Origin of the sequence: Streptomyces kunmingensis (assembly GCF_039533535.1) — a bacterium.
Lineage (GTDB): Bacteria > Actinomycetota > Actinomycetes > Streptomycetales > Streptomycetaceae > Streptomyces > Streptomyces kunmingensis.
In genome coordinates this window covers 68,602-94,444 of the sequence record NZ_BAAATS010000010.1, presented here as the reverse complement: position 1 = coordinate 94,444, position 25,843 = coordinate 68,602, and the positions used below count along the sequence as shown (strand labels likewise).

General features: G+C 72.2%; 18 protein-coding genes. 6 read left to right on the top strand and 12 right to left on the bottom strand.

Annotated features, from left to right (window positions below):
• Window positions 1–4 precede the first annotated feature (4 nt).
• The 7 genes from mfd to ABD366_RS14010 all read right to left on the bottom strand — a co-directional run bounded on the left by mfd (window position 5) and on the right by ABD366_RS14010 (window position 12,839).
• On the bottom strand, window positions 5–3,538 hold the full coding sequence (gene mfd / locus ABD366_RS14040) for a transcription-repair coupling factor (protein ID WP_324772665.1): 3,534 nt from the start codon (window positions 3,536–3,538) through the stop codon (window positions 5–7).
• Between the two features lie 118 nt (window positions 3,539–3,656).
• The gene (locus tag ABD366_RS14035; protein WP_324772667.1) at window positions 3,657–4,598 is read right to left on the bottom strand and encodes a polysaccharide lyase; all 942 of its coding nucleotides are present in this window, start codon (window positions 4,596–4,598) and stop codon (window positions 3,657–3,659) included.
• Window positions 4,599–4,743: 145 nt separating this feature from the next.
• A complete protein-coding gene (locus tag ABD366_RS14030; protein WP_324772669.1) occupies window positions 4,744–6,732 on the bottom strand; it encodes a right-handed parallel beta-helix repeat-containing protein in 1,989 nt (662 codons plus the stop codon).
• Window positions 6,732–7,961 (bottom strand): glycosyltransferase, encoded by a 1,230-nt coding sequence (locus ABD366_RS14025; RefSeq protein WP_324772671.1) that lies wholly within the window; start codon window positions 7,959–7,961, stop codon window positions 6,732–6,734. The genes ABD366_RS14030 and ABD366_RS14025 overlap by 1 nt, the downstream gene beginning before the upstream one ends.
• 104 nt (window positions 7,962–8,065) lie before the next feature.
• A complete protein-coding gene (locus tag ABD366_RS14020) occupies window positions 8,066–8,962 on the bottom strand; it encodes a 2-dehydropantoate 2-reductase N-terminal domain-containing protein (protein WP_324772673.1) in 897 nt (298 codons plus the stop codon).
• 509 nt (window positions 8,963–9,471) lie between these two features.
• Complete coding sequence (locus ABD366_RS14015; protein WP_324772675.1) at window positions 9,472–12,054, bottom strand: ABC transporter permease; 2,583 nt, start codon at window positions 12,052–12,054, stop codon at window positions 9,472–9,474.
• Window positions 12,051–12,839, bottom strand: coding sequence for an ABC transporter ATP-binding protein (locus ABD366_RS14010; RefSeq protein WP_324772677.1), 789 nt, complete (start codon window positions 12,837–12,839; stop codon window positions 12,051–12,053). Before ABD366_RS14010 ends, ABD366_RS14015 begins: the two co-directional genes overlap by 4 nt.
• A gap of 291 nt (window positions 12,840–13,130) precedes the next feature.
• Between ABD366_RS14010 and ABD366_RS14005 the strand changes: the two genes are divergently transcribed.
• From ABD366_RS14005 to ABD366_RS13995, 3 genes are all read left to right on the top strand, one after another.
• On the top strand, window positions 13,131–14,711 hold the full coding sequence (locus tag ABD366_RS14005; RefSeq protein ID WP_324772679.1) for an MDR family MFS transporter: 1,581 nt from the start codon (window positions 13,131–13,133) through the stop codon (window positions 14,709–14,711).
• Between the two features lie 116 nt (window positions 14,712–14,827).
• A complete protein-coding gene (locus ABD366_RS14000) occupies window positions 14,828–15,214 on the top strand; it encodes a DUF485 domain-containing protein (protein ID WP_324772681.1) in 387 nt (128 codons plus the stop codon).
• Window positions 15,211–16,836 (top strand): sodium/solute symporter, encoded by a 1,626-nt coding sequence (locus ABD366_RS13995; protein WP_324772683.1) that lies wholly within the window; start codon window positions 15,211–15,213, stop codon window positions 16,834–16,836. Before ABD366_RS14000 ends, ABD366_RS13995 begins: the two co-directional genes overlap by 4 nt.
• Window positions 16,837–16,972: 136 nt before the next feature.
• Here ABD366_RS13995 and def read toward each other — a convergent pair whose 3' ends face one another.
• Window positions 16,973–17,572, bottom strand: coding sequence for a peptide deformylase (gene def / locus ABD366_RS13990; protein ID WP_324772685.1), 600 nt, complete (start codon window positions 17,570–17,572; stop codon window positions 16,973–16,975).
• Window positions 17,573–17,640: 68 nt separating this feature from the next.
• On the opposite strand from def, the gene ABD366_RS13985 reads away from it, so the two are divergent.
• Window positions 17,641–18,087 carry a helix-turn-helix domain-containing protein gene (locus ABD366_RS13985; RefSeq protein ID WP_324772687.1) on the top strand — a complete coding sequence of 149 codons (447 nt, stop codon included), beginning with the start codon at window positions 17,641–17,643 and terminating at the stop codon, window positions 18,085–18,087.
• 100 nt (window positions 18,088–18,187) lie between these two features.
• Here ABD366_RS13985 and ABD366_RS13980 read toward each other — a convergent pair whose 3' ends face one another.
• The 4 genes from ABD366_RS13980 to ABD366_RS13965 form a co-directional block, all read right to left on the bottom strand.
• A complete protein-coding gene (locus ABD366_RS13980; protein WP_324772689.1) occupies window positions 18,188–19,081 on the bottom strand; it encodes a coiled-coil domain-containing protein in 894 nt (297 codons plus the stop codon).
• A 184-nt stretch (window positions 19,082–19,265) separates the two neighbouring features.
• Window positions 19,266–20,252, bottom strand: a complete 987-nt coding sequence (locus ABD366_RS13975) for an LCP family protein (protein WP_324772691.1) — start codon at window positions 20,250–20,252, stop codon at window positions 19,266–19,268.
• 93 nt (window positions 20,253–20,345) lie between these two features.
• Window positions 20,346–23,366 (bottom strand): SUKH-4 family immunity protein, encoded by a 3,021-nt coding sequence (locus tag ABD366_RS13970; protein WP_344441784.1) that lies wholly within the window; start codon window positions 23,364–23,366, stop codon window positions 20,346–20,348.
• Between the two features lie 7 nt (window positions 23,367–23,373).
• Complete coding sequence (locus tag ABD366_RS13965) at window positions 23,374–24,369, bottom strand: SMI1/KNR4 family protein (RefSeq protein WP_324771360.1); 996 nt, start codon at window positions 24,367–24,369, stop codon at window positions 23,374–23,376.
• Between the two features lie 267 nt (window positions 24,370–24,636).
• Between ABD366_RS13965 and ABD366_RS13960 the strand changes: the two genes are divergently transcribed.
• Window positions 24,637–25,191 (top strand): YwqJ-related putative deaminase, encoded by a 555-nt coding sequence (locus ABD366_RS13960; RefSeq protein WP_324771361.1) that lies wholly within the window; start codon window positions 24,637–24,639, stop codon window positions 25,189–25,191.
• A 125-nt stretch (window positions 25,192–25,316) separates the two neighbouring features.
• Window positions 25,317–25,778, top strand: coding sequence for an SUKH-3 domain-containing protein (locus ABD366_RS13955; RefSeq protein WP_324771362.1), 462 nt, complete (start codon window positions 25,317–25,319; stop codon window positions 25,776–25,778).
• The last annotated feature ends 65 nt before the right edge of the window (window positions 25,779–25,843 follow it).

Below are 25,843 nucleotides of genomic sequence, written 5' to 3'. Positions count from 1 at the left end.
CGGGCTACGACCCCAGGATCGACGCCAGGAACTCGCCGACCCAGGCCAGCAGCTCCCGGCCGAGCAACGGCTTGCCGCCCACCTTCGCCGTCTTCGGACGCGGTACGAGGATCTGGTGCGAGGCCGGCTTGATCACCGTGCCGGGGTAGAGCCGCTTGAGGCGCAGCTCCTGCGACTCCCTCAACTCGACCGGCGCGAACCGGATGTTGTTGCCCTGGAGCACGATCTCGCCGACCTCGCAGGCGCGGGCGAGCATCCGCAGACCCGCGACCATGAGGAGGTTCTCGACCGGCTCGGGCAGCTTGCCGTAGCGGTCGGTCAGCTCCTCGCGGACCTGCTTGACGTCCTCCTCCGTGTTGGCCGAGGCGATGGCCCGGTAGGCCTGGAGGCGCAGGCGCTCGCCGGGCGCGTAGTCGTGCGGGACGTGCGCGTCGACCGGCAGCTCGATCTTGACCTCGAGCGGCGGCTCCTCCTGCACGCCGCCCTCCAACGAGGCGCGGTAGTCGGCGACGGCCTCGCCGACCATGCGGACGTAGAGGTCGAAGCCGACGCCGGCGATGTGGCCGGACTGTTCGCCGCCGAGCAGGTTGCCCGCGCCGCGGATCTCCAGGTCCTTCATCGCCACGTACATGCCCGCGCCCATCTCGGTGTGCTGGGCGATGGTCGCGAGCCGCTCGTGCGCGGTCTCCGTCAGGGGCTTCTCCGGCGGGTAGAGGAAGTAGGCGTAGCCGCGCTCGCGGCCTCGTCCGACGCGGCCGCGGAGCTGGTGGAGCTGGGAAAGGCCGAAGTTGTCGCCGCGCTCGACGATGAGCGTGTTGGCGTTCGAGATGTCGATGCCGGACTCGACGATCGTCGTCGAGACGAGGACGTCGTACCGCTTCTCCCAGAAGTCCACCACGACCTGTTCCAGGGCCTGTTCGGACATCTGGCCGTGGGCCGTCGCGATCCGGGCCTCGGGGACGATGGCGCGGAGCCTGGCAGCCGCCCGGTCGATGGACTCGACGCGGTTGTGGATGTAGAAGACCTGACCCTCACGGAGCAGTTCGCGGCGGACGGCCGCGCCGATCTGCTTCTCCTCGTAGGGGCCGACGAAGGTGAGGACCGGGTGGCGTTCCTCGGGCGGCGTGGTGATCGTCGACATCTCGCGGATGCCGGTCACGGCCATTTCGAGCGTACGGGGGATGGGGGTCGCCGACATCGTCAGCACGTCGACATTGGCGCGGAGCTTCTTCAGCTGCTCCTTGTGCTCGACGCCGAACCGCTGCTCCTCGTCGACGATGACCAGGCCCAGGTCCTTGAACTTGGTCTCGGAGGAGAAGAGGCGGTGCGTGCCGATGACGATGTCGACCGAGCCGTCGCGCAGCCCTTCGAGGGTCGCCTTGGACTCGGTCTCCGTCTGGAAGCGGCTCAACGCCCGGACGCTGACCGGGAATTGGGCGTAGCGCTCGGAGAACGTGCCGAAGTGCTGCTGGACGAGGAGCGTCGTGGGCACGAGGACGGCGACCTGCTTGCCGTCCTGGACGGCCTTGAAGGCGGCGCGGACCGCGATCTCGGTCTTGCCGTAGCCGACGTCGCCGCAGATCAGACGGTCCATCGGGACCGTCTTCTCCATGTCGTCCTTGACCTCGGCGATCGTGGTGAGCTGGTCGGGCGTCTCCACGTACGGGAACGCGTCCTCCAGCTCGCGCTGCCAGGGCGTGTCCGCGCCGAAGGCGTGACCGGGGGCCGCCATACGCGCGCTGTAGAGCTTGATGAGGTCGGCGGCGATCTCCTTGACGGCCTTCTTGGCGCGCGCCTTCGTCTTGGTCCAGTCGGCGCCGCCGAGCCGGTGCAGGGTCGGGGACTCGCCACCGACGTACTTGGTGATCTGCTCCAGCTGGTCGGTGGGGATGTAGAGGCGGTCGCCGGGCTGGCCGCGCTTGGCGGGCGCGTACTCGACGACGAGGTACTCGCGGGTCGCGCCCTGGACCGTGCGCTGCACCATCTCGATGTAGCGGCCGACACCGTGCTGCTCGTGCACGATGTAGTCGCCGGATTCGAGGGTGAGCGGGTCGATGGTCTTGCGGCGCCGAGCGGGCATCCGCTGGCCGTCCTTGCCGGCCGTGCGCTGGCCGGTCAGGTCGGTCTCGGTGAGGACGGCGAGCTTCAGCTCCGGGTCGACGAAGCCGACCTCGAGGCAGCCGCAGGAGACCTGCACCACGGACGGGGCGAGCTGGTCGAGCTCCTTGTCGAGGCGGGCCGCGATGCCCTCGCCGCCGAGCACCTCGACGGTACGGGCGGCGGGGCCGTGCCCCTCGGTGACGTAGACCGCGCGCCAGCCGTCGGCGAGCCAGCCCTTGGTGTCCGCGAGAGCCTTCGCGGTGTCGCCGCGGTAGGTGTCGGGGGCGTGCATGCCGAGCTGGAGCGTGTCCGCGTCCGAACCCGAGGCGTCGGCGGCGAACGGCGACACCGACCACCACATCATGCCCAGCTCGCGCGCCCGCTCCCGGACGTCCGCGATGCCCCACAGCGAGGCCGCGCCCACGTCGATGGGGGCCTCGCCGCCGGTCGCGGAGGCCGCCCAGGACGCCTGGAGGAACTCCTGCGAGGTGGCGACGAGGTCGGCGGCGCGGGTGCGCACCCGCTCGGGGTCGCAGACCACCGCCATCGAGTCCTTCGGCAACACGTCGAGCAGCAGCTCCATGTCGTCGACGAGGACGGGCGCGAGGGACTCCATGCCCTCGACCGCGATGCCCTCGGCGATCTTGCCGAGCAGTTCGCCCAGCTCCGGGTGGAGCTCGGCGAGTTCGGCCGCTCTGGCCCGTACGTCGTCGGTGAGCAGCAGCTCGCGGCAGGGCGGGGCCCACAGGCCGTGCTCGGCGATCTCCAGGGAGCGCTGGTCGGCGACCTTGAAGTAGCGGATCTCCTCGACGTCGTCGCCCCAGAACTCGACGCGCAGGGGGTGTTCCTCGGTCGGCGGGAACACGTCGAGGATGCCGCCGCGCACCGCGAACTCGCCGCGCTTCTCGACGAGTTCGACCCGGGCGTACGCCGCTGCGGCCAGCGCCTCGACGGTCTCGCCCAGATCGGCGCTCTGCCCGCTGCGCAGGGCGACGGGCTCCAGGTCGCCGAGCCCCTTGACCTGCGGCTGAAGGACCGAGCGGACGGGTGCGACGACCACGGACACCGGGCCGGTCTCGGGGTCGTCGGGGCGCGGGTGCGCGAGGCGGCGCAGCACGGCGAGGCGGCGGCCCACGGTGTCGGAGCGCGGGGAGAGCCGCTCGTGCGGCAGCGTCTCCCACGACGGGAACTCCGCGACCTCGTCCTCGGGCAGCAGCGAGCGCAGCGCGGCGGCCAGGTCCTCGGCCTCGCGGCCGGTCGCGGTGACCGCCAGGACGGTCCGCTTCGTCTCGCGGGCGAGGGCGGCGACCGTGAAGGGGCGGGACGCGGGCGGCCCCACCAGGTCGATGTGCATCCGGTTGCCGTCACCGGCGGCCTTCACCGCTTCGGTGAGGGCCGCGTCCTTGACGACGGCGTCGAGCAGTCCGTACAGGCTCATGTGGGCGATTCCCGTCGGGGGTGGGCAACGCGAACAGCCCGGTGCGTGTCACGCACCGGGGGTTGTCCAGCCTACGACGGCCCTCTGACATACGCCGACCGCTACGGGTCTGTGCAGCTCAGCGCCGGGCGGTCTGCCGTAGCGGGGATGACAAAGCCCCGCGCAGGGGGCCGATGGCGTGCCCGGACACGGCGAACGCGGCGAAGTCGACGTGCTGTGTGCGCGGAGTGGCCCAGCTGGGGTCGCCGCCGCCGAAGAACGTCGAGAAGAAGACCCCTTCGATACGCAGGTCGTCGGTGGTGCGGAACCTCAGGCCCCTGTGGTGGAGCACCCGGCGCCCGTCGAGGAGGACGGTCACCGAGCCGTCGGAGCGGCCGGGGCGGTTGAGCCGCACGGCCTGTTCCACGCACGCCCAGCGGCCGACCGGCCAGGACCAGTCCCCGCGGCCGAGCGACGTGCCGTGCTCGACCGAGGTCGGCAGGTACGCGTACACCTCGCCGCGGCCCTCGGAGCGCCACATGTACCGCGTCGACAGGCCGTTCTCCCCGTCCGGGACGTGTCCGCCGCTGGTGGCGTACCCGCCGTACAGGCCGGGCAGCTTGCCGCCCTTGACGAAGTCGAACCCGCGCGGGAAGCGCAGGTAGTAGCGGAGGTGGAGGCTGTCGACCGGCCCGTCGCGCAGCGGCAGATACAGCTGGGTGCCGCCCTGGGGCCGGTCGTAGGTGCGCGCCACCGTGGGGCTGGCCGAGCGGGCCGGGTAGCGCACCCGCAGGTAGGGGCCGGGTACGGGGCCGCCGTCGCTGCGCACGTCGGCGCGGTCGAGGCCGAACGAGCCGGGGCGGCGGGCGCGCACCGGTGCGTCGTCGAAGAGCCGGAGCACGGCGGCCGGGCCGTGGGGAAGCGGGCCGCCGGACGGGCCGGTGGGCGGCTCGCTCTCCGACGGGCCGCCGGTGGGTTGCTTACCGTCGTCGTCACCCGCGTCGGAGGAGCAGCCGACGAGCGCCGCCCCGGCCACGGCGGCGCCCGCCGCGAGGAAGTACCGCCTGCGTATGGCTGTCACGTGCCGTCATCCCCTCGCTGTCACATGCCGTCGTCCCCCCGCGCTGTTGTGTGCCGTCGTCTCCTCGCTGTCACGTGCCGTCGTCTCCTTGCTGTCACCTGGCCTGTGCGGTGTCCGGCCGCCGCTCAGGGTGTCCGGCCGCCACTCAGGTGGTGTTGCGGACATGCGCCGCGACCCGCGGCGGCGGAGTTCTGCGGTGCCGGATCTGGTGGACGGTCTGCAGCAGGACGGCGAGGCCGAGCGCGATCAGAGCGGCGAAGCCGAGCCAGGGAAACGGCGGGAGGCTGATCTCCGTGGAGCCGTGCCGCCGCACCGAACCGTCCCCGGTGAGCGCCATGGGCGCGCGCACCCGGGAGTCCGTCAGGTCGAGACCGGCCCCGGCCTCGGTGACGACTCCCTTGCGTTCGGCGATGACGTCCAGGCCGACGGCGTCGACCCGGGTCCCGCGGGCGACGTGCACACCGCGGCCGGACCGGCTGACGCTGAGCTTCCGCAGGTGCGCCCGGCCGCCCAGGTCGACGGCCGTCCCGCAGCCGGTGACCGAGCCGCCCCTGACGCGCAGCCCCGGGGACGCGGACATGAGGCCGCTCCTGGCCATGTCGCTGACCCGCACCCCGGTGAGGGTCACGTCGCGGGTGGTCTCGGACGCGGTGATCCCGATCCGCGCGCCGCGGACCTCCATGGCGCGCAGCGTGACCTGCCGGGCCGGGCCGTGGACCGAGATCGCGGTGCGCCCGCCGCGGACCGCGGTGCCGTCGACGACGACGTGTGATCCGGCGACGGCGATGCCCAGCTGGAAGTCGCTCACCCGGCCGCCGGAGACGGTCGCGCCCGCGACGCCCGCCTCCAGTGCGATGCCGATGCCGTCGGCGTCGCCGGTCAGCTCCGGTGCGCGCACCGTCACCCGGGAGCCCGGCCCGACGATGTCCAGCGCGCGGGGCTCTCCGTGCACCCCGTGCACCCCGTGCACGACGGGCCGCCGCAGGGTGCACCCGGCGCAGGACGTCAGCCGGATGCCGCCGCCCAGATCGCCGTAGGAGACGGGGCGGGTCAGGGTGAGGCCGCGCTGGGCCGTCGCGTTGATGCCCATGTCGTAGTTGGCGCGGGTGGTGATCCCGGTGAGCTCGCGGTTGTCGAGTCCGCTCACGACGACACCGTGCCGGCCGTTCTTCACGGCGGACAGGCCCCGGACCGTGCTGTTCCGGTCGGCGTCCAGGACCGCGCCGTCGTCGATGGAGCCCGTCACGGTGACCCGGTCGAGGCGGACACCGCGGGACTTGGCGAGGCGTACTCCGGTGCGGTTGTCGACGAACGTCGAGCGGACCGCGCGGCCGGTGCTGCCCTTTCCCCAGGTGACCCCGGACTCGTTCGACGGGGCGCCCCTCGGGCGGCCGAACCCGGTGACGGTGGAGTTCACGATGTTCATCCGGCCGCCCTCGCCCATCGTCAGGTACGGCCGTCCGGCGACGTGCCCGGCCACCGGCCCCGCGCCGTCCGGCGGCGTCGAGGCGAGGGTGGCGCCGTCGATGTCCAGCAGGGCGCGGGAACCCCTGATCCAGGTGCCGGAGGCGGCATTCGCCCCGGCGCTCAGCAGGACGCTGCCGTCCGCGCGGCCGATCTGCAGGGCGGCCCCCGGTGCGAGCAGGACGGCCGAGCGCACCCGCATGGTCGGATGCGGCCCGGGCTTGTACTCGACCCAGCGCGGGCCCGTGTGGGCGGAGAGCCAGCCCAGCGTGATGGTGCCGGGCCCCGGACTGAGCCGGCCCACGGCCACTCCGCGCTCGACCATCGTGACGGAGCCGGGCCGCAGCACCAGCAGCCGGTGGGGGCGGCCGTGCCGGGCCCATGCCGCGATGTCCGGGCCGGGGCCGACACGCGTGACGGGCCGCATGACGGGTCCCGCGGCCCGGTCCGCGACCGGGCCCGTGAGTGGCAGCCGGGCCGACGTGAGCGGCCTGCTGACCGATCCGGCGACCGGCCCGGCGACCGACCCAGTGACCGACCCGGCGACCGCATCACCGCCCGCCGCCGCCCCGCCTCCCGGCACCGCCCCGCCCAGCAGGGCCAGCGCGACCGCGGCAAGGACACCGAGGGGCGCGCGGGCGCGGGCGTGGGCGCGGGTGAGGGCCGGCATCAGGCGGCCTCCGCCCGGTCGGCGGCCGGCGCGGTACGGACCACGACGCCGTTCTGCACGGAGACCTGCCGGGTGAGCCAGCGCTGCTTGCGGATGGTGAGCAGCGCACAGATCTTGATCACGGACATCACGAAGGACACCAGCACGAAGCCGGGCACCAGGAAGAACGACGTGGGCCTGCGCACGAGGTGCGGCAGGATCTTCATCGACCGGCTGACCCACCACCAGCCGAAGAGGCAGGCGACGAAGAACCAGTCCTCGCGGAGGATCGCGTAGGTCATGAAGAACGGTGACAGCAGGAGAGTGAAGCTGCTGACCCCCTTGTCGATCATGGTGTAGGCGAGGAAGGGGTGCCGCCAGACCCAGCGGTGGGACAGGGCTCTCAGGTCGGAGCGCCAGGTGTTGCGGGCCCACCGCAGTCGTTGTCTGAAAAAGATGCGCGGAGTGCGGGGGAACGTCGACCAGACACGGGCGGTGCGCTGCATGTAGGTGCGGTGACCGTGTTCCAGCACGAGCGTGGTCAGGCGTTTGTCGTCGCCGGACATGCACGGCACGCCCCAGAACGTCTCGGACATGAAGGCGTCGGACACCTCCAGGAGGAGGGCACGGCGGTAGACGGCGGTGCGTCCGGACAGGCAGGAGACCGCGCGGCCCATGACGGTCTGCCCGGCGTTCTCGTCGAAGTAGCGGTAGTCGAGGAACATGTCGGTGACGCGCTGGAGGAAGCCGCGCGGGTTGTAGACGTTCTGCCGGGTGCCGACGCCGCCGATCCGGGGGTCGGCGAAGGGCTTGCAGACCTCGGCCGCCACGTCCTCGGCCCAGATGGTGTCGGAGTCGACCAGCGCGACCAGCTCGGTCCCGCACGCCTCCCAGCCTCTGCGCAGGGCGTCGCGTTTGCCGGGGACGTCGGTGACGACGACCGTGACCGGGTAGCGGTCGGCGACCGCGCGGCAGGCGTCGTCGGTGACGTCGATGACGAGGACCACCTCGTCCACCCCGTTCGCCAGCCAGGACTCGATGGCGTGGGCGAAGATCTCGGGGTCCTCCTGGTAGACGGGGACGACGACGCCGATCGGCAGCCGGAAGTCGTTCTTCACCGGCCGGTACAGGGCCGCCGGCGCCCGCCGCAGCAGCCAGCAGGCCCAGCGGACCAGGCCGAGGATGCCCAGGGGCAGGTAGACGAGGTAGTACCTGAAGTCGTCGAAGGTGCTGTCGAAGAATCTGCTCATGAGCCGGTCCTCAGCCTCAGGGAGTGCCTTCGGGTCAGCCGGGCCGTCCGGCCGGCCCCCGTCTCACGGGGCCGGCCGGACGGCCCGGCGCTGTCGGACGGCTCCTAGGCCGCCTCGACGGACAGCTCGTCGGGCTCCGGCGCCGACTCCCCGGCGAGCAGGTCGTTGACCTTGACGACCGCTTCAAGCAGCGGCATGTCCACCCCGATGGCCTCGGCGAGCCCGAGGAAGCCCCGGGTGTCCTTGGGCAGGCAGACACCGCCGTACGGACTGCCGCCGCGAATGCCGTAGTCGGGGTTGTACGAGGCCTCGGCGGAACGGGCCACGGTCTGCGCGATCGGGTCCAGATCGAGGCCGAGGGACCGGCTGACCAGCCACATCTCGTTCCAGAAGCTGATCTTCGTGGCGTTGTAGATGTTGTGGGCGCACTTCACGAACTCGGCCTCGGCCGGGTCGGTGAACAGCCGGATCTCGCCGCCGAACGGGGCCAGCAGTCCGGCGAGCCGTTCCCGGGTGCGGGCGCTGCGCGAGGCGATCACCGTCATCCAGGGGTGGCGGAAGTCCTCGACGGCCGAGGCGGCCCGCAGGAACTCCGGGTTGCCGGCGATCGTGAAGTCCTCGCCCGCCGTCCGGCCCGACTCCTTCTCCAGGAGCGGTTTCACCACCCCCTCCGTGGTGCCGGGCGGCACGGTGGAGCGGACCACGACGACGTGCGCGGCCGTGGTGTCGGCCAGGGCCCGGCCGACGGCGGCGGTGCCGTCCTTGAAGGCGGACAGGTCATAGCCGTTGCCCACGTTCGGGGTCGGCAGGGTAAGGAAGATGAACGCGTCGGGCTCGCCCCGCAGGTCGAGCATCTCGTGTGCGTCGAGTCCCTGGGAACGCAGATGGTCCAGGCGCGGCCGTGCCACGTCGACGAAGGTCACCTCGTGCCCAGCACGGAGAAAACCTTTGCCGGTGGCACTGCCCACGACACCGGAGCCAACAATGAAGATCCTTGCCATGGTGAACGTCTCCTGGTCGGACGCGTGTGTTCAGCCACACGCGCATACGGAAACGGGACAGGGAATTCACCCGTGGCCGGTTCCACATGGCGCGCGGGCGCAGGAAAGAGTGAGGGCGGGGACACGGAGGCGACGACTCGGCGTCGTCACGTTCTCCGGTCGGCCACCGCCCGCGCTCTCGATTTCACGGATTCCCGCTGCTCAGGACCGACGGCGTCGGCGGCGCGGGAATCCTCCCCGGAAATCGAGCGCACTCCCCTTCAACCCCCCGAATTACACAAACGTGGAGCGCTTCGCAGCGCTCGCCCCTCCAGGTCAGACATTAGGGGCTTTACCGCCCCGAAGGCCAGAAGAACTGCATTGTGGCTATTAATGGCCCATGTCTCAAAGTTTGCGTTTTGCCCACCAGCTGGGGTTTTGTTCAACGAATGGAACGGACCACGACGAAGAGAACGGCTCCCGGCGCACGGTGCGTGCGCCGGGAGCCGTTGCCTGAGGGTGAGAACACGTCACTCTGTCGCGATCGCGTTCAGTACGTTCATCCGGCCCGCCCTGAACGCCGGCACCAGCGCCGCGAACAGGCCCACGAAGGCCGAGCCGATGAAGACTCCGATGATCGTCGGCCAGGGGATCTCCAGGACGCCGAGCCCCTCCAGGGCCAGGAGCTTCTGGGCGGTGGCGCCCCAGCCCATACCGAGGCCGAGGCCGAGCAGCGCACCGAAGAGGGCGATGACGACCGACTCCAGGCGGATCATGCGGCGCAGCTGGCGGCGGGAGAGGCCGATGGCCCGCATGAGGCCGATCTCCCGGGTCCGCTCGACCACCGACAGGGCCAGGGTGTTCACGACGCCGAGCACCGCGACGATGATCGCCAGGGCGAGGAGCCCGTAGATCATGTTGAGGAGCTGGCCGATCTGGTCCTGGAGGGCCTGCTTGTAGTCGGTCTGGTCCTTGACCTTGACGGTCGGGTCGGCGGCGACGGACTTCTTGAGCGCCGCGTACGCCTGGTCGGCCTTGCCGTCGGCGGCCTTGGCGAACATCATCCCGTTCAGCGGCACCCGGTCCGCCGGCAGGTACTGGGTGGCGGTCGCGAGGTTCGTGTACATCGCGCCCTTGTCGAAGACCGTGTCGTCGGAGGTGATCGCCGCGACCTTCAGCTTCGCGGTCCGCCCGTGCTCGAAGGCGACGGTCAGCGCGTCACCGACCTTGACGTGGTTCTTCTTGGCGAAGTCGGAGCCGACGGACATGGAGTTCTTGCCGTACGCGGCCTTCAGCTCGCCGGAGGTGGTCTCGCGCCGCAGGTCCTGGGCGTAGGACGGGCTCGCCGCGACCAGCTCTTCCTCCTCCTTCTTGCCCGACGGGGTGGTGAGCGTCGTCTTGACGTACTTGACCTCGGTGACGTGGGCGATGGAGCCGGACGCCGTGACCTTCTTCAGGGCCGCGGCGGCCTGCGGCTTGATGCCGCCGTTGCTGGGTTCGACGATGAAGTCGGCGCCGACGGACTTGTCGAGCTGGTCGGTGGCCGAGGCGACCATCGAGGAGCCGACGACCGAGAGGCAGGCGACGAGGGCGAGGCCGATCATCAGGGCCGCGCCGGTGGCGCCGGTGCGGCGCGGGTTGCGCAGCGCGTTGCGCTCGGCCATCCGTCCAACGGGGCCGAAGAAGCGGAGCAGTACGGCGCTGATCACCCGGACCACGAGGCCGGCGAGGAGCGGGCCGATGACGACGAAGCCGATGAGCGAGGCGACGATGCCGACGCCGAGCCACAGGGAGCCCCGGCTCGCCTTGTCGGCCTGCGTGGCGAGGTAGAGCGCGAAGCCGCCGCCGCCCGTGAGGACGAGCCCGAGGACGGCGCGTACGGCACCCGCCTTGACGTCTGCGGGGGTGCCCGCGTCGCGCAGGGCGGCCATCGGGGAGACCTTGCCGGCCCGGCGTGCGGGCAGGTAGGCGGCGAGGACGGTGACGACGATGCCGAGGAGCAGGCCGATCGCGGGCGTCGTCCACTTGACGGTGAGGTCGTCGGTGGACAGGTCCATGCCCGCGGCCGACATGAGTTTCATCAGACCGATGGCGAGTCCGACACCGGCGCCCACGCCGACGACGGAGCCGACGACGCCGAGCAGCAGCGCCTCGACGAGGACCGACCGGTTGACCTGCTTGCGCGAGGAGCCGATCGCCCGCATCAGGCCGATCTCCCGGGTCCGCTGCGCGACGAGCATCGAGAACGTGTTGATGATCAGGAAGATGCCGACGAGGAACGCGATCCCGGCGAAGCCGAGCAGCGCGTACTTGATGACGTCCATGAAGGAGGAGACGTCGGAGGCGTTGGCGTCCGCGGCTTCCTGCTGCGTCTGGATCTTGTACGTGCCGTCGAGGGTCGCGGCGACGTTCCGCTTGAGCTGCGCGTCGGAGACGCCGGCCGCGGCGGTGGCGCTGATCTGCGTGAACCGGTCGTTCGCGCCGATGAGCCGGCGCTGGGAGGTGGCGGTGTCGAAGTACACGACGGCCGCGCCCGGGTTGGTGACCGTGAAGGAGGCGATGCCGACGATCTTCGTCTTGAAGTCTCCGGTGGCGGCGATGGTGCGCAGTTCGTCGCCCAGTTTCAGGTGGTGCTTGTCCGCGGTGTCGGCGTCGACCATGACCTCGGTGGGGCCGCGCGGGGCGCGCCCGGAGGTGATCTCCATGGAGCGCTTGTCGTTCTGCGTCCAGTTGCCCGCGATGGTGGGTGCGCCGGTCTCGGATCCCATGTTCTTGTCGTGGGAGTCGACGACGGTCACGTCCATCGAACTGATCGCGCCCTCGGCCGACTTGACGCCGTCCACCTTGCGCACGGCGGCGAGCGTGGAGGCGGGCAGCGACTCGGGGCGGCCCGTCGCGGTGCCCTCGGTCCCGGAGTCCTTCGGGCTGACGGAGACGTCCGCGGCGGTGGCCGTGAAGATCTTGTCGAACGTCTTGTCCATCGTGTCCGTGAACACGAGGGTCCCGCAGACGAAGGCCACGGAGAGGAGTACGGCGACGGCGGAGAGGGCCATGCGGCCCTTGTGAGCGACGAAGTTGCGCAGCGAGGTCTTCAGCACGGTGTTGGCACTCATGACGTACGTCCCCGGGCGTCGAAGTCCTTCATCCGGTCCAGGACCGCTTCGGCCGTCGGGCGGTGCATCTCGTCCACGATGCGGCCGTCGGCCAGGTACAGGACGCGGTCGGCGTAGGAGGCGGCGACCGGGTCGTGGGTGACCATCACGATCGTCTGGCCGAGTTCGTCGACGGAGCGGCGCAGGAAGCCGAGTACCTCGGAGCCGGCCCGGGAGTCCAGGTTTCCGGTGGGCTCGTCGCCGAAGATGATCTCGGGCCGTGCGGCAAGGGCGCGGGCCACGGCGACGCGCTGCTGCTGGCCGCCGGAGAGCTGGGTGGGCCGGTGCTTGAGCCGGTCGGCGAGTCCGACGGTCGTCACGACGCGCTCCAGCCACTGCCGGTCCGGCTTGCGGCCCGCGATGTCCATGGGGAGCGTGATGTTCTCCAGGGCGTTCAGGGTGGGCAGCAGGTTGAACGCCTGGAAGATGAACCCGATCCGGTCGCGGCGCAGTTGGGTGAGCTTCTTGTCCTTGAGACCGGTGATCTCCGTGTCGTCGAGGTAGATCTGCCCCGAGGTCACGGTGTCGAGCCCGGCCAGGCAGTGCATCAGCGTCGACTTGCCGGAGCCCGACGGGCCCATGATCGCGGTGAACTGCCCCCGGGCGATGTCCACATCGACGTGGTCGAGCGCGACGACCCGGGTCTCCCCCGCCCCGTAGGCCTTCACGACCTGCCGTGCCCGCGCGGCAACGGCGCTTCGTTCTCCAGTGCCCCCGTGCCTGGGAATGCTCACAGCCGTTGTCACGGTTTTTCTCCTATGTCGGTTACGCGAATCCGCAGTGGTCCGCGGTGTGTCCAAGTCTGGTGACGCGGGGCCCCGGGCGCGCTGGTGGAAGTCACCGTCTTTCCCGGGGGAAAACCCCACCCCCTGAAGGTAGGAAGAACCCCCGCCTCCCTCGTCCTCCAGGGGGACGAACCGTCCCCGGTCCGTTGTACGGAGGTCCCCCTAGGGGAGGTCCACCCTTCGGTGGAGGCCTACTCAGGGTCGCCTCCACCCTTCTAAGCTCCTCACCGGAGATAGATGCAGGGGGAATGAATGCAGCGGAAGAAGTACGCGGCGACGGCCGGCACGGATCGCGGGGCCGGTGACCGGCGGCGCGGCGCCGTCGTCGCCGCGCTGATGCTGTCCATGGCGCTCGCCGCGCTCGACTCGACCATCGTCTCCACCGCGGTCCCGCAGATCGTCGGCGAGCTGGGCGGGTTCTCCGTCTTCTCCTGGCTGTTCTCCGGCTACCTGCTCGCCGTCACGGTCACCCTGCCCCTCTACGGGAAGCTGTCGGACACCCTGGGCCGCAAGCCGGTGCTGATCGCGGGCAGCGTGCTGTTCCTCGTCGGCTCGCTGCTGTGCGCGTCCGCGTGGAACATGGGCGCCCTGATCGCCTTCCGCGTCATCCAGGGGCTCGGCGGCGGCGCGATCCAGGGAACCGTGCAGACCCTGGCGGCCGATCTGTACCCGCTGAAGGAACGCCCGAAGATCCAGGCCAAGTTGTCGACCGTCTGGGCCACGTCGTCCGTCCTCGGCCCGGCGCTCGGCGGCCTCCTCGCCTCGTACGCCGGCTGGCGCTGGATCTTCCTGATCAACCTGCCGGTCGGCGCCGTCGCGCTCCTCCTCGTCGTACGCCACCTGCACGAACCGCCCCGCGAGCGCGGCCCGCGCCCCCGCGTCGACTGGGCGGGCGCCCTCGCCGTGTTCGCGGCCGGCGGCGTCCTGCTGACATGGCTGGTGCAGGGCGGCGTGGCCTGGGTGTGGGACTCCTCCACCTCAATAGCCCTGCTCTGTACGGGAATTGCGCTCATCGGCGTCGTCGTGGCCGTCGAGCGCCGGGCGGCCGAGCCGATCCTGCCGGGCTGGGTGTGGCGGCGGCGCACCATCGCCGCGGTCAATCTCGCCCTCGGCGCGATGGGCCTGCTCATGGTGGCGCCGACCACGTTCCTGCCCACGTACGCACAGTCCGTCCTCGGCCTGTCCCCCACGGCGGCGGGCTTCGTGCTGTCCGTCATGACGCTGAGCTGGCCGGTGTCGGCGGCCCTGAGCCAGCACGTGTACCGCCGGATCGGCTTCCGCTCCACGGCCGCACTCGGGATGACGGCGGCCCTGGGGCTGCTGATCGCGTTCCCGCTGCTGCCCTTCCCCGGCGCCGTCTGGCAGCCGACGCTGCTGAGCCTGCTGCTCGGCGCGGCCCTCGGCCTGTTCCAGCTGCCGCTGATCATCGGCGTGCAGTCCTCGGTCGGCTGGGCCGAGCGCGGCACGGCCACCGCCTCGATCCTCTTCTACCGGCAGATCGGGCAGACGGTCGGCGCGGCCGTCTTCGGCGCCGTCGCCAACGGCGTGATCTCGGCCCGCCTCGGCAGCGGCACCGACCTCGACTCGGTGGCCCGCGACCCCGGCGCGGACGGGGTGCGCCGGGCGGTCGACGCGGCCGTCGACTCCGTCTACATCGGGGCGGCCTGCGCGGCCGCTCTCGCCCTCCTCGTCCTGCTGCTGCTCGCGCCCCGCCGTTTCCCGGTCCTGGACCCGGTAGCGGAGGAAGCCGGTGAGCAACAGTCATCGCCGGCACAACTTCCGCAGCGGCAACGCTCACCCCGGGCACAAGAAGAACCGCGGCGTACCGACTGATCGGTTTGCGCAAACCCTCGCCCAACTCCCCTACCTACGAGTAACGTTCCGGCTCCCCACGCACTCCCTGCGGTCCGCGCGTCCCCGGCGGGCCCGAAGCGCGCAAGGAGAACGGGATGCCGCACCCTGCCCACGCCTACCGCTCACCGGCCCACCGCTCCCGGCCCTACCGCCTCCCCCGCCACCCCGATCTGCCGCCGCCCGGCGGCCCGAGCCACGAGCTGATCCTGCTGCGCACCGCCTACCGATGGCAGCGCCGCGTCGCCACCCTCACCGCGCTCGGCTACTTCACGCTCTTCCTGCTGCTCTCCGCGTTCGCCCCGGCCGTGGTGAACCGCTCCGCCAGCGGTGGCCTCTCCACAGGACTCCTCATCGGCCTGTGCCAACTCCCCGTCACCTGTGTGGCGTTGATGCTGTACGAGTACACGGCCCGGCGCCGCGTCGACCCGCTCGCGCACCGGCTGCGACGCCGCGGCCGGCGCCCGGAAGGCGGCGGGCGATGACCGACCCGTCGTCGGAGTCGATGTCGCTGGTGGCGTTCACCGCGGTCGCCACGGTCACGCTCCTGCTCTGCGTCATGACCGGCCCCGACCGCGACGACCTGGAGGAGTTCTACACGGGCTTCGGGCGCCTGACGCCGATGAGCAACGGGCTGGCCGTCGCGGGCGACTACATCTCCGCGGCGACCGTGCTCGGCACCGGCGGCATCATCGCCCTCATGGGGTACGACGGCGTGGTCCTCGCCCTGAGCACGGCGCTCAGCCTGATGCTCCTGATGTTCCTGCTCGCCGAACCGCTGCGCAACGCGGGCCGGTTCACGATGGGCGACGCGCTGGCCCGCCGGATGCCGGGCAGGTCGGTACGGATCGCCGCCTGCGTCACCACCCTCACCGCGCTCATGCCGCTCATGCTCGTCCAACTGGCGGGCACCGGCGACCTGTTGGCGTTCCTTCTCGGGTTCACCAACGAGGGTTTCAAGACCGGCTGCGTCGTCGCCCTCGGCGCCCTGATGATCAGCTACGCGGCGATCGGCGGCATGAAGGGCACCGCCGTCATCCAGATCGTGAAGATGGTGATGCTGCTCGGCTCCGGCGCCGTGGTCGCCGCCCTGATCCTGCACCGCTTCGACTGGGACTCCGGCGCACTGCTGGCGACGGCGGCGCGGGAGAGCGGCGAGGGCCGGGCCTTCCTCAGCCCGGGCCTGGAGTTCGCGGGCGGTCCGAGCCCGCGCCTGGACATGATCAGTTCGCAGCTGACGGTGGTCCTCGGCGCGGCCTGCCTGCCGCACGTCACGATGCGCATGTACACGGCCCGGCACGCCCGTGAGGTGCGCCGCTCGATGTCCTGGGCGGTGTCGTCGGTCGGGGTCTTCGTCCTCATCATCTCCGTCGTCGGGATCGGCGCGACGGCCCTGGTCGGCCGCTCGACGATCGCGGCGGCGGACGCGCAGGGCAACACGGCGTACCTGCTGGGCGCGCGGGCGGCGTTCGGCCCGACGACGACCACGACGGAGTCGCTGCTCTTCACGACGGTCACGACAGCCCTGTTCCTCACGCTGCTCGCGTCGGTGGCCGGCATGATCCTGGCCTGCGCGAACTCCCTGGCCCACGACGTGTTCGCCTACGGCAGGCGGGAGTCGACCCAGCGCGGGGAGCTCAGGATGGTGCGGGTCGCGGCGCTCGGCGTCGGCGCGCCCGCCATCCTCCTGGCCACCCTGGTCCAGCACCGCAACCTTCAGCCGCTGGTCACGCTCTCCTTCTGCCTGGGCGCGTCGGCGCTGGCCCCGGCCCTGGTCTACAGCCTCTTCTGGCGCCGGTTCACGCGCGCGGGCCTGATGTGGACGCTGCTGGGCGGCACGGCGGCCTGCCTGATCCTGATGACGGGCACCAATCTGGTGTCGGGCTCCCCGACCTCGGCGTTCCCGGACCGCGACTTCAACTGGTTCCCGTTCACGACGACGGGCCTGGTCTCCATCCCCCTCGGCTTCCTCTTCGGCTGGCTCGGCACGGTACTGACGTCACCGCGCAAGGCGGCGGAGCAGCGGCGGCAGTACGAGGCGGTGGAGGAGTGGATCCTGGCCGGCGCCGTACGGCAGGAGACCGGGCGGAAGGGGCGCGCCATGTAGGGCAACGACCGGCCGCTCCGCGCCTCGACCTCCATGCTCCTGACGGCGCCCGGCCCTCGGGTGCCCTTGGGTGCTCTCGGGTGCCCTCGGGTGCCCTCGAGTGCTCTCGGGTGCTCTCGGGTGCCCTTGGGTGCGGTCACTTGCCGAGTCGCTCCGCCGTCGCCGCCCGCCGCGCGAACACCCCGTCCCGCAGCTCCGTCATCTCCAGCAGAGCGTCCCGGCGCTCCCGCTTGCCGAGGCGGTCGATGTAGAGGCGGCCGTGCAGATGGTCCGTCTCGTGCTGGAGGCAGCGGGCGAAGTAGCCGCGGCCCTCGACGACCAGGTCACGGCCGTCCTTGTCCAGGCCGCGCACGACCGCGTGATCGGCGCGCGCCAGCGACTTGAACGGGCCCGGGACCGAGAGGCAGCCCTCCATGTCCTCCACGAGTCTGCGCCCGGCGACCGGCTCCTCGTCCAGGACCGGGTTCGCGATGTGGCCGACATGGCGCACGCCCCAGTCGTCCTCGATGTCCCACACGAACAGTTGCAGGTCCACGTCGATCTGGTTCGCCGCGAGGCCCGCGCCGTGCGCGACATGGTTCGTGGCGAACATGTCGTCGATCAGCCGCGCCAGCTCCGGCGTGCCGAACTCCGCGTCCGTGACCGGCTTGCAGCGGCGGTGCAGCACCTCCTCGCCGACCACCGTGATGCGCCGCATCGCACCCCGCTCGACCTCCGGCAGCAGCCCCTCACCCATCGCCCGCCAACTCCTCGTCTCTCACCGGCACTTGACCAATTACTTTGCAAAGTAGCACCCTTTGCAAAGTGACCGAAGAGGAAGCCACCGAAGAAGCGACCGGGCGCCCGCTGCCCGACCACCCCGTGCGCGTCGCCCTGCTCGACCTGCTAGCCGAGCTCGGCACCGTCACCTCCTCACAGGCGGCGGCCCGCCTCGGGTACAGCTCGGGACTCTGCTCGTTCCATCTGCGCCAGCTCGCCCGGCACGGCCTGATCGAGGAGGCCTCGCACAGCGGCGGCCGGGTGCGACCGTGGCGGCTGCGCTGGGACGACCCGAGGCAGTCGGTCCGGGTCGCCGAGCACTCGGTGACAGCCGAACTGCACCTGACCCCCGACGAGGCGACCGACCTGGCGACCCGGATCGAGTCCCTGCTCGCCTCCTACAAACACCGCCGCCACCACCCGGCGGGCGCGGCCCCGACGACGGTGACAGCCCGGCTGACCTCTCAATGGGCCGGTGCAACTACCCCCTGAAGGGGCGCGGGGAACTGCGCGACCAGCCACGACGCACCCGCACATGCCGACGCCCCCACCGACCACACCCCATAGGCGCAGCCAGGACCCCACAGCGGAACTACTCCGCCGCAGCGCGCCCCGTCAGCGCCGCCAGAGAACTCCGCACATGATCCATATGGGCCCGCAGCTCATCCCGCGCATCCTCATGCTCGCGCAGCACCCGCTCCGTCTCCCGGACGACCCCTTCCTCCCGCGCCCGCGCCTGCGCGACCAGCTCCGCGGCGGCGGCCTCCGCGTCCTCCTGCCCGTGCCGGGCGGCCTCCCCGGCCTCGGCGAACGCCCGCTTCGCCGCGGACAGCCGCTCCTCGGCCGCGGTGACGGCGGCGGTCTCCCACGCGTCCACGGCGGCCTCCTGCTCGGCGGCCTCCCGCCGCGCCGCCTCGGTCCGCTCGGCGTGCTCCTCGGCCTGCTCGGCGAGGGCCCCCTCGCCGCGCTCCCGCGTCTCGCGCAGCACGGCCAGGGCCTCGCCCCGCATCTCCTTCACGTCGCGCCGCGCGGCGACCCGGATCTCGTCGGCGTGGGCCCGCGTCTCCCGCTCCCGGCGCGCGGCCCGCTCCTCGGCCTCGCCGCGCACCTCGTCGGCGTGGGCCTGCGCGCTGTCTCGCGTCTCGCGTCCCGCCGCAGCGGCGGCCTCGGTGACGGCGTTGGCCTCGGCGTGCGCCGCGTGCCGGACGGCGGCGGCCTCCTCCTCGGCCAGCTCCAGCAGGTACTGCGCGCGCTTGCCGAGCGTCTCGTACGTCTGCGGGGCGAGTCCGGCGACGACCTCGCGCAGCCGCTCCGCCTCCGCCTCCATCTGCTTGGCGAGGACCGTCAGGCGCGCGGCCCGCTCCCAGGCCTCGTCGCGGGCCCGGGCCACGCCCGCGGCGTGCGCCTCCACCTGCTCGGGTCGGTAACCACGGCCTCGTACGACGACGAAACCGTACGGCGACGCCGATGCGCCTGCACCGCTCATCTCGATCCCCTTTCCAACCCGTGCGACGTCCCGTGCGACGTCCCGTGCGACGTTCTGCGTGATCTGTGCGATCTCCGTGATCTGCGCGACTGGCGCACATCTTGATGGATCGAGCGGAAGCATCCATAACGTGACACACACGCCACACGTGACACACCACCCGACCTACTCGGTCAAGGATGCGTCAATTGGTGTCGAAAGTCGGAATCGCCGTGTCGGCACGGAGCGCGGCGAAGAGCTGCTCGGCCTCGCCGGGGTCCCACTCGACGACGTCGCCGACCCCGGCCACGTACGGTTCGCTCGCCACGGGCACCGTCGCCGTCCCGGCCAGGCGGTCCATCTTCCAGCCCATCGTGGCGAGCGCGCCGACGCCGGTGCCGGGGTCGACGGTGAGCGCGTCGAGCGAGGTCCGCAGGAACGGGATCAGCTTCCACGGCGGGATCAGCACGCCGGGGCCGAGCGCCTTGTCGGAGATCGCGTCGAGCAACTGCCGCTGGCGCTTGACCCGGCCCAGGTCACCCTGCGGGTCGGAGTAGCGGGCGCGGGCGTACTGGAGCGCCTGGACCCCGTCCATGTGCTGACAGCCGGCGTCGAAGTCGGCGCCGGACTTCTCGTCGTGCAGACCGCCGTCCGGTACGCAGAGGGTGACGCCGCCGATCGAGTCGACGACGTCCACCAGACCCAGGAAACTGATCTCCGCGTAGTGGTCGAGGCGCAGCCCCGTCGCCTGCTCGACGGTCCGGGTGAGCAGCTTCGCGCCGCCCATCGAGTACGCCGCGTTGATCTTGTTGTGGCCGTGGCCGGGGACCGGGACGTAGGAGTCGCGCGGGATCGAGATCAGGTACGGGCCGTTGTCCCCGTAGTGCAGGATCATGATCGTGTCGGTGTTCAGGCCGCCGTCGTTGCCGACGTGCAGCTCCTTGCGCTGTTCGGGCGTCAGGTCGGCGCGCGAGTCCGAGCCGACGATCAGCCAGTCCGTGCCCTTGCCGTCCGTGGGGCGGTCGCTCTCGGCGCCGAACGCGTCCGTGGTCCGCAGCCGCTGATCCGCCCAGAAATAGAGCCCGGTGCCGTATCCGACGAGGAGCACGAGCACCAGGAGCAGAGTCAGCAGGACACGCCTTGGCCACCGTCGCCTGCGCGCCGTCCCGGTCCGCCTCCGTGTGCCTGCCATGAGCGCATGATCGGGGCGCCCGACCGATTCCGCAGGTCGAGCGCCCCGATACATCCATTCGCTACGCGGCTACGCGGCTACGCGGCTACGCGGCTACAGCAGGCCGTCCCACATCTGCTCGAGCAGCACCGCCCACCAGGTCTCGGGCGAACCGAGCGCCGCCGGGTCGATCATGTTCAGCTGTGCCTGGAAGTCGACGGTCCAGCGGCCCGCCTGCTCCGGGTTGAGGCCGAAGCGCAGCCGCCACATGCGGCCGAGCAGTCCGAGCGAGCGCGCGAACTCCGGCAGCCCGCTGTTCACGAACTGCGGCGCCGCGGGAGCCCCGGCTGTATTTTCGACACCCGCCTCCACGGGCACGGCCACGATGTTCGCCGTCCCGTACTGGACACAGATCGCCTTGCCGAAGTCGCTGCCCATCACGAGGTACGAGCCCGCGTCCTGCGCCGGCTGCACCCCGCGCTCCTGCGCCAGCTCGGCCAGGGTCGGCACCGGGCGGCCCGGCTGGGCCTGCGCCCAGAAGAACGGACCGAAGTCCGCGGGCAGTCCGGCCACGACGAGCGTGTGCGCCACGATGTCCGGGACGCCCTGGCGCGACACGGCCCGCTGGTCGAACCGGAACACGCCCGGGCCGAACGCGGCGGCCAGCTCCTGCGCGATGCCCTCCGGGGGGATCGGGGGTGTGGGCTGCGCGGGCGGCAGCGGTGCCCGTACCGGGGCCGGGCGGGCCGGACCGTCGGCGACCTGGTGCAACTCGCCCTGATGCGCGATGAGTTGCTGCATGCCCTGCTGACGGGACGCGTGATCGGTGCCGTACGGGGCGATCGACGTGATCCGTGCCTGCGGCCACTGCTCCTTGATCATGCGGGCGCAGTACGCGCCCGGCAGCGCGCAGGACTCCAGCTCCGTGTGGAGCTCAAGCACCTGGTCCGCCGGGATGTTCATGCCGCGCAGCTCGTGGAAGATCTGCCACTCCGGGTGCGGCGTACCCGGCGCGGAACGCCGGATGAGCTGCTGCTCGGAGCCGTCGGGCGCGCGGTAGCGCAGCACGGCCTGGTAGCCGGGACCCACGGTGGGCTGGCCGCCCTGCTGCGGATATCCGTACGCGGCCGGGGGCGGGCCGCCCGGAATCTGCTGCCCCGGCTGGGGCGGCGGCATCGCGCCGGGCGGCGGGGGCGGCGGCGGAGCGGCGGGACCCGGCATCGGGCCCGGCCCCGCGAGCATCGTCGCGGCATGGTGCATACCGCCGCCGGGCGGCGGGGGCGTGCTGCCGGGCGGCTTCGGCGCGGCGGGCGGCTTCGGGGCTCCGGGCGCGCCGGGAGCACCCGGGGCGCCGGGCGGTCCCGGCGGCGGCGGGGTCTGCCCACCGGGCCCCGGACCGGAGACGGCCGGGCCGGCCAGCATCGTCGCGGCGTGGTGCACGGCGTCACCGGACGGCGGAGGCGTGCTGCCCGGAGGCCGCGGCGCGGCGGGCGGCTTCGGCTGCGGCTGCCCGTCCGGGCCGAGCGAGGACACCAGCTGCGTCGGAACGTAGCCGCCCGCGGGAGCACCGGGCGCGCTCGGCGGCGGCGGGGTCTGCGCCCCGTGCCCCGGCCCCTGCGCCTTGCTGGTGGCGACATCGGCGATGTCCCCGGGCCCGGGAGGCGGCGGCGGAGTACTGGGGCCACCCGGCCCACCGTGCTCCGGGCCCCCCGGAGCGGGCGGAGGCGTGTTGGAGCCCCCAGCCCCCTGCGGGTACCCGTAGTCCGGCGCACCCGGCGCGGGTGGCGGAGGCGTGTTGGAACCACCCGGCCCCTGCGGGTACCCGTACTGCGGCGCCCCAGGCGGAGGCGTCCCCGGCACGGCCGACCCCGGCACCGGAGGCGGCAACGGCGCACCCGGCGCGGGTGGCGGAGGCGTGTTGGAGCCAGCTGGCGCCTGGGGGTACCCGTAGTCGGGGGTGCCCGGCGCGGGCGGCGGCGTCGAACCCACAGGCGGCGGAGGCGTGTGCGAGCCACCCGGGCCCTGCGGATACCCGTACTGCGGCGCCCCAGGCGGAGGCGTACCCGGCACAGCCGACCCCGGCACCGGAGGCGGCAACGGCGCACCCGGCGCGGGCGGCGGCGACGAACCGGCAGGCGGAGGCGGGGGGTTGGAACCGGCCGGGCCCTGCGGATAGCCGTAGTCCGGCGCGCCCGAAGCAGGCGGCGGCGTCGAACCCACAGGCGGCGGAGGCGTGTGCGAGCCACCCGGGCCCTGCGGATACCCGTACTGCGGCGCCCCAGGCGGAGGCGTACCCGGCACAGCCGACCCCGGCACCGGAGGCGGCAACGGCGCGCCCGGCGCGGGCGGCGGCGACGAACCGGCAGGCGGGGGCGGGGGGTTGGAACCGGCCGGGCCCTGCGGGTAGCCATAGTCCGGCGTGCCCGGCGTGTTGGAGGCGCCCGGACCCTGCGGGGGCGTCGGCTCGTCCAGTGCCGGGGTCACCTCCGTGCGCGGGAGCCGGCTGCCGCCGGAGATCAGGGCCGTCTTGGCCTCCGGGGTGACGCCGGGCGGCGGGGTGTCCTCGGAGAGCGGCGGCGAGAACACCGTCTCGGGCAGCGGCACCGAGCGGTCCTCCTCGTCCCCCGCCCCGTTCGTGTCCGTACCGGCCCACGGAGTCGCCCCCACCGGCGCGGCGGGAACGGAGTCCTGCGGCTCGGCGGCGGCCCGCGCCGGGGCGTCCGGGGAGGACGGGGAAGGCGAGGCGCGGTGGTCCGGGATGCCCAGCTTGTCCGCCGCCTCCTGCAACCACTCCGGCGGACTCAGCAGGAACGACGTCTGGTTCAGATCCACCCGCTCGGGCGCCCGCGGCGCGGCAGGCTCGGCCGGCGCGTCCGGCAGCCCGTACTCCTCCTCGTACCGCCGGATCACCTCACCCACGGGCAGCGACGGCCACAGCGTGGCCTCGCCGCTGTCGCGGGCGATCACGAGCCGCTGGCGGCCGCCGTCGGAGACCGGCCCCGACTCGCGGTCCTCGGCCCACACCACGAAGCCGAGCTCGAACTCCCGGACCCGCACCTCACGGTGCTGGTACCCGGGCACATCCCCGTTGATCCATTCCTCGGCGCGCTCCTGCGCCTGCGCGAACGTCACCATCGGACCTTCACCCCTCGTCCGCGTACGTCGGGACGGCACTGGCGAAACCGCCGTCCACCATCAGGTTCGCCACCGTCTCCAGCTCCGGCGGATTGCCGGCCAGCCGGGACAGGAACACGTCGAAGTCGTCACCGCACGGCAGCAGCAGCCGCTCCACGCGCTCGGCGGCCGACCAGCCGGCCGCGTCGCCGCCGTCCCGCGCGTCGTCGTACGCGCAGAACCACACGGAGCCGATCGCCGCGCCCCGCACCTTCACGGCGAGGATGCCGCCCTGCACGAAACCGACCGCCAGATAGTCCTTGGTCAGGTGATCGCGCAGACATTTGTTGACGTAGACCACGTCATTGACCGCGGCCTCGTCGCGCACCGTGAAGAACGGCTGGTCGATCAGGAGCCCCAACTCGGCGTCGAGCGCGGCCCCGACGGGCGCGCAGCCGCCGCCCGCCTTGAGGAACGAGCGGTAGGCGCCGGGCAGCCGGTACCCCAGGTCCTCCTCCACGCCGAGCACCTGCTGCTCGGTGACCGCAACCGACGACTTCGGCAGACCGAAGTGCGCGGGCCGGGTGTCCTGGAGCGGGCGGGTGCCGCGCTTGTTCTGGTCGACGGCGGCCGTCGCGAGACCGCCGTGGTGGCGCAGCAACGCCTTCACCTCGACGGGCACCAGCTCCAGGCGGCGCGAGCCGCGGACGTGGTGCCAGGTCCAACCGTGCGGGGTCGCCACCGCCGGGATCGTGTCCCACAGCTCGTGCCCGGACGCGGCGAGGGCGGCGTTCGCCGACACGTAGTCCGTGAGGCGCAGCTCGTCGACGCCGAAGCCCGCGGGGGGCTCCGCGATCTCGGCCGCGGCCCGCGCGTACGCCGAGAAGTCCGGATAGCCGTCCGGATCCACCCGCACTCCTCTGGGGTGCCGGGCGGCGCGGACCGGGTCAGGGAAGTTCACTACCTGCCCGGCATAAGCCGCGTTCGGCGGCGCGGCCTGCTGCCCGAGCCGACCTGTCGTCATGGCGGTTGCCCCCTGCGGCGCTGTTGACGGGTTCCGGTTCCGTACCGAAGTCGTGCTCTGTTCTGACACGTATCGATCGCGGACAACGACAGCCTATGCGGTTGTACGACACGGGTCACCGGGCCTCCGGTTCCATGACCAGCAGTCACCCCACTGTCACCACCCCGTGACGATCGGGCGTGTCGGTGGGTGCCGACTACCGCACCGGCGGCCCGGTTTGGCACTCTGTGCAGGCAACCTGGGGGATTGCAGGAGGGGAAGCACCACATGCACAGCGGTACCGCAGAGCCATCCGCAGCCACGGACGCGCCGTCCGGCGACGACCCGCGCGTCGGCTGGAGCGCCACCGAGTCCGTCGACGTCCCCGTACTGCGCGGGCGCCGCGACGGCATTCTGCCCGCCGTCGCCGCCGCGCTGTCGGTACGCGGCAGCACGCTCACATCCACGGCGGCCCGGGGCGAACAGGCGCCCGCACTGCACCCGTTGGTGCAGGATTTTCTGGATACGTTGACGAGTACGCAGCGTGACCGGTTCACCGGGCGCTGCGCCGAGGCCATCCTCATCTCCCGCCACCTGACGGCCACCGACGCCGAGCGGACCGAGAAGTCCAAGCGGGCCCGGCGCAGACCGATGACGATGGGCGAGGCCCGCAAGGCCCTCAAGCACGCCAAGCTGACCACCCGGCGCATCCGGGAGGACGGCGATCCGCTGCACGGCGGCTTCGCCCGGCCCTGCCGGGCCTGCGCCGCGCTGACGGCCCACTTCGGCGTGCGCGTGGTAGACCCGTCAGCAGACACAGCCGAGAGCGAGAGCGCCCACTGATGCCGACGCCGAACTCCGTTTCCGTGGAACGCGCCGCCGGCACGGCCGGCCCCACCAGTTCCCCCAGTCCGTCCGGTACGTCCGTTGCGTCCGTTGCGTCCGTTGCGTCCAGCACGCGCTTCTCCGTGCCCGTCGACGCCGCGCTGCGCGCCGCCGGCTGGCAGCCCGGGCGCTGGGACATCAAGCAGGCCGAGTTCTGGGCGGACGCGCTGCGCACCCATGTCTCCCCGGCCGGCCACCGGCACGCCGTCTTTCCCGCGGCGGTGGAGGCCTGGGCGGAGTTCGGCGGCCTGCATCTCACGCCTACCGGGCCCGGCCGTCAGATAGCGCCGGTCCAGCCCCATCTGGATCCCCTGCACGGGCTCCACATGGCCCGCACCCTGGGCGACCTCGGCCGCGCCCTCGACACGGAGGTGTGTCCGCTCGGCGCGGAGTCCGGTACGGAGGCTCTGCTGGCGATCGACACGGAGGGGCGGGTCTACGCGCTCGACCACAGCGGTGACTGGTTCATGGGCCCCGACATCGATCAGGCCCTGGAGACGATGATCAACGGCGTTCGGCCACCCCGCCTCCAGCCTTCGCCGTAGCTCCGGCCGTCGCGGTTCCGTCCGGCTCGCGCCGTAGCTCCGGCCGTCGCGTTCCCGGCTGCGGG

Excerpts from the sequence above, each read along its gene's own strand:
- ABD366_RS13995 (WP_324772683.1), top strand. The coding sequence starts at position 15,211 with ATGACCGACCCGTCGTCGGAGTCGATGTCGCTGGTGGCGTTCACCGCG.
- ABD366_RS13975 (WP_324772691.1), bottom strand. The coding sequence starts at position 20,252 with ATGGCAGGCACACGGAGGCGGACCGGGACGGCGCGCAGGCGACGGTGG.
- ABD366_RS13960 (WP_324771361.1), top strand. The coding sequence starts at position 24,637 with ATGCACAGCGGTACCGCAGAGCCATCCGCAGCCACGGACGCGCCGTCC.
- def (WP_324772685.1), bottom strand. The coding sequence starts at position 17,572 with ATGGGTGAGGGGCTGCTGCCGGAGGTCGAGCGGGGTGCGATGCGGCGC.
- ABD366_RS14020 (WP_324772673.1), bottom strand. The coding sequence starts at position 8,962 with ATGGCAAGGATCTTCATTGTTGGCTCCGGTGTCGTGGGCAGTGCCACC.
- ABD366_RS14025 (WP_324772671.1), bottom strand. The coding sequence starts at position 7,961 with ATGAGCAGATTCTTCGACAGCACCTTCGACGACTTCAGGTACTACCTC.
- ABD366_RS14030 (WP_324772669.1), bottom strand. The coding sequence starts at position 6,732 with ATGCCGGCCCTCACCCGCGCCCACGCCCGCGCCCGCGCGCCCCTCGGT.
- ABD366_RS14000 (WP_324772681.1), top strand. The coding sequence starts at position 14,828 with ATGCCGCACCCTGCCCACGCCTACCGCTCACCGGCCCACCGCTCCCGG.
- ABD366_RS14015 (WP_324772675.1), bottom strand. The coding sequence starts at position 12,054 with ATGAGTGCCAACACCGTGCTGAAGACCTCGCTGCGCAACTTCGTCGCT.
- ABD366_RS13970 (WP_344441784.1), bottom strand. The coding sequence starts at position 23,366 with ATGGTGACGTTCGCGCAGGCGCAGGAGCGCGCCGAGGAATGGATCAAC.
- ABD366_RS13980 (WP_324772689.1), bottom strand. The coding sequence starts at position 19,081 with ATGAGCGGTGCAGGCGCATCGGCGTCGCCGTACGGTTTCGTCGTCGTA.
- mfd (WP_324772665.1), bottom strand. The coding sequence starts at position 3,538 with ATGAGCCTGTACGGACTGCTCGACGCCGTCGTCAAGGACGCGGCCCTC.
- ABD366_RS14005 (WP_324772679.1), top strand. The coding sequence starts at position 13,131 with ATGCAGCGGAAGAAGTACGCGGCGACGGCCGGCACGGATCGCGGGGCC.
- ABD366_RS13965 (WP_324771360.1), bottom strand. The coding sequence starts at position 24,369 with ATGACGACAGGTCGGCTCGGGCAGCAGGCCGCGCCGCCGAACGCGGCT.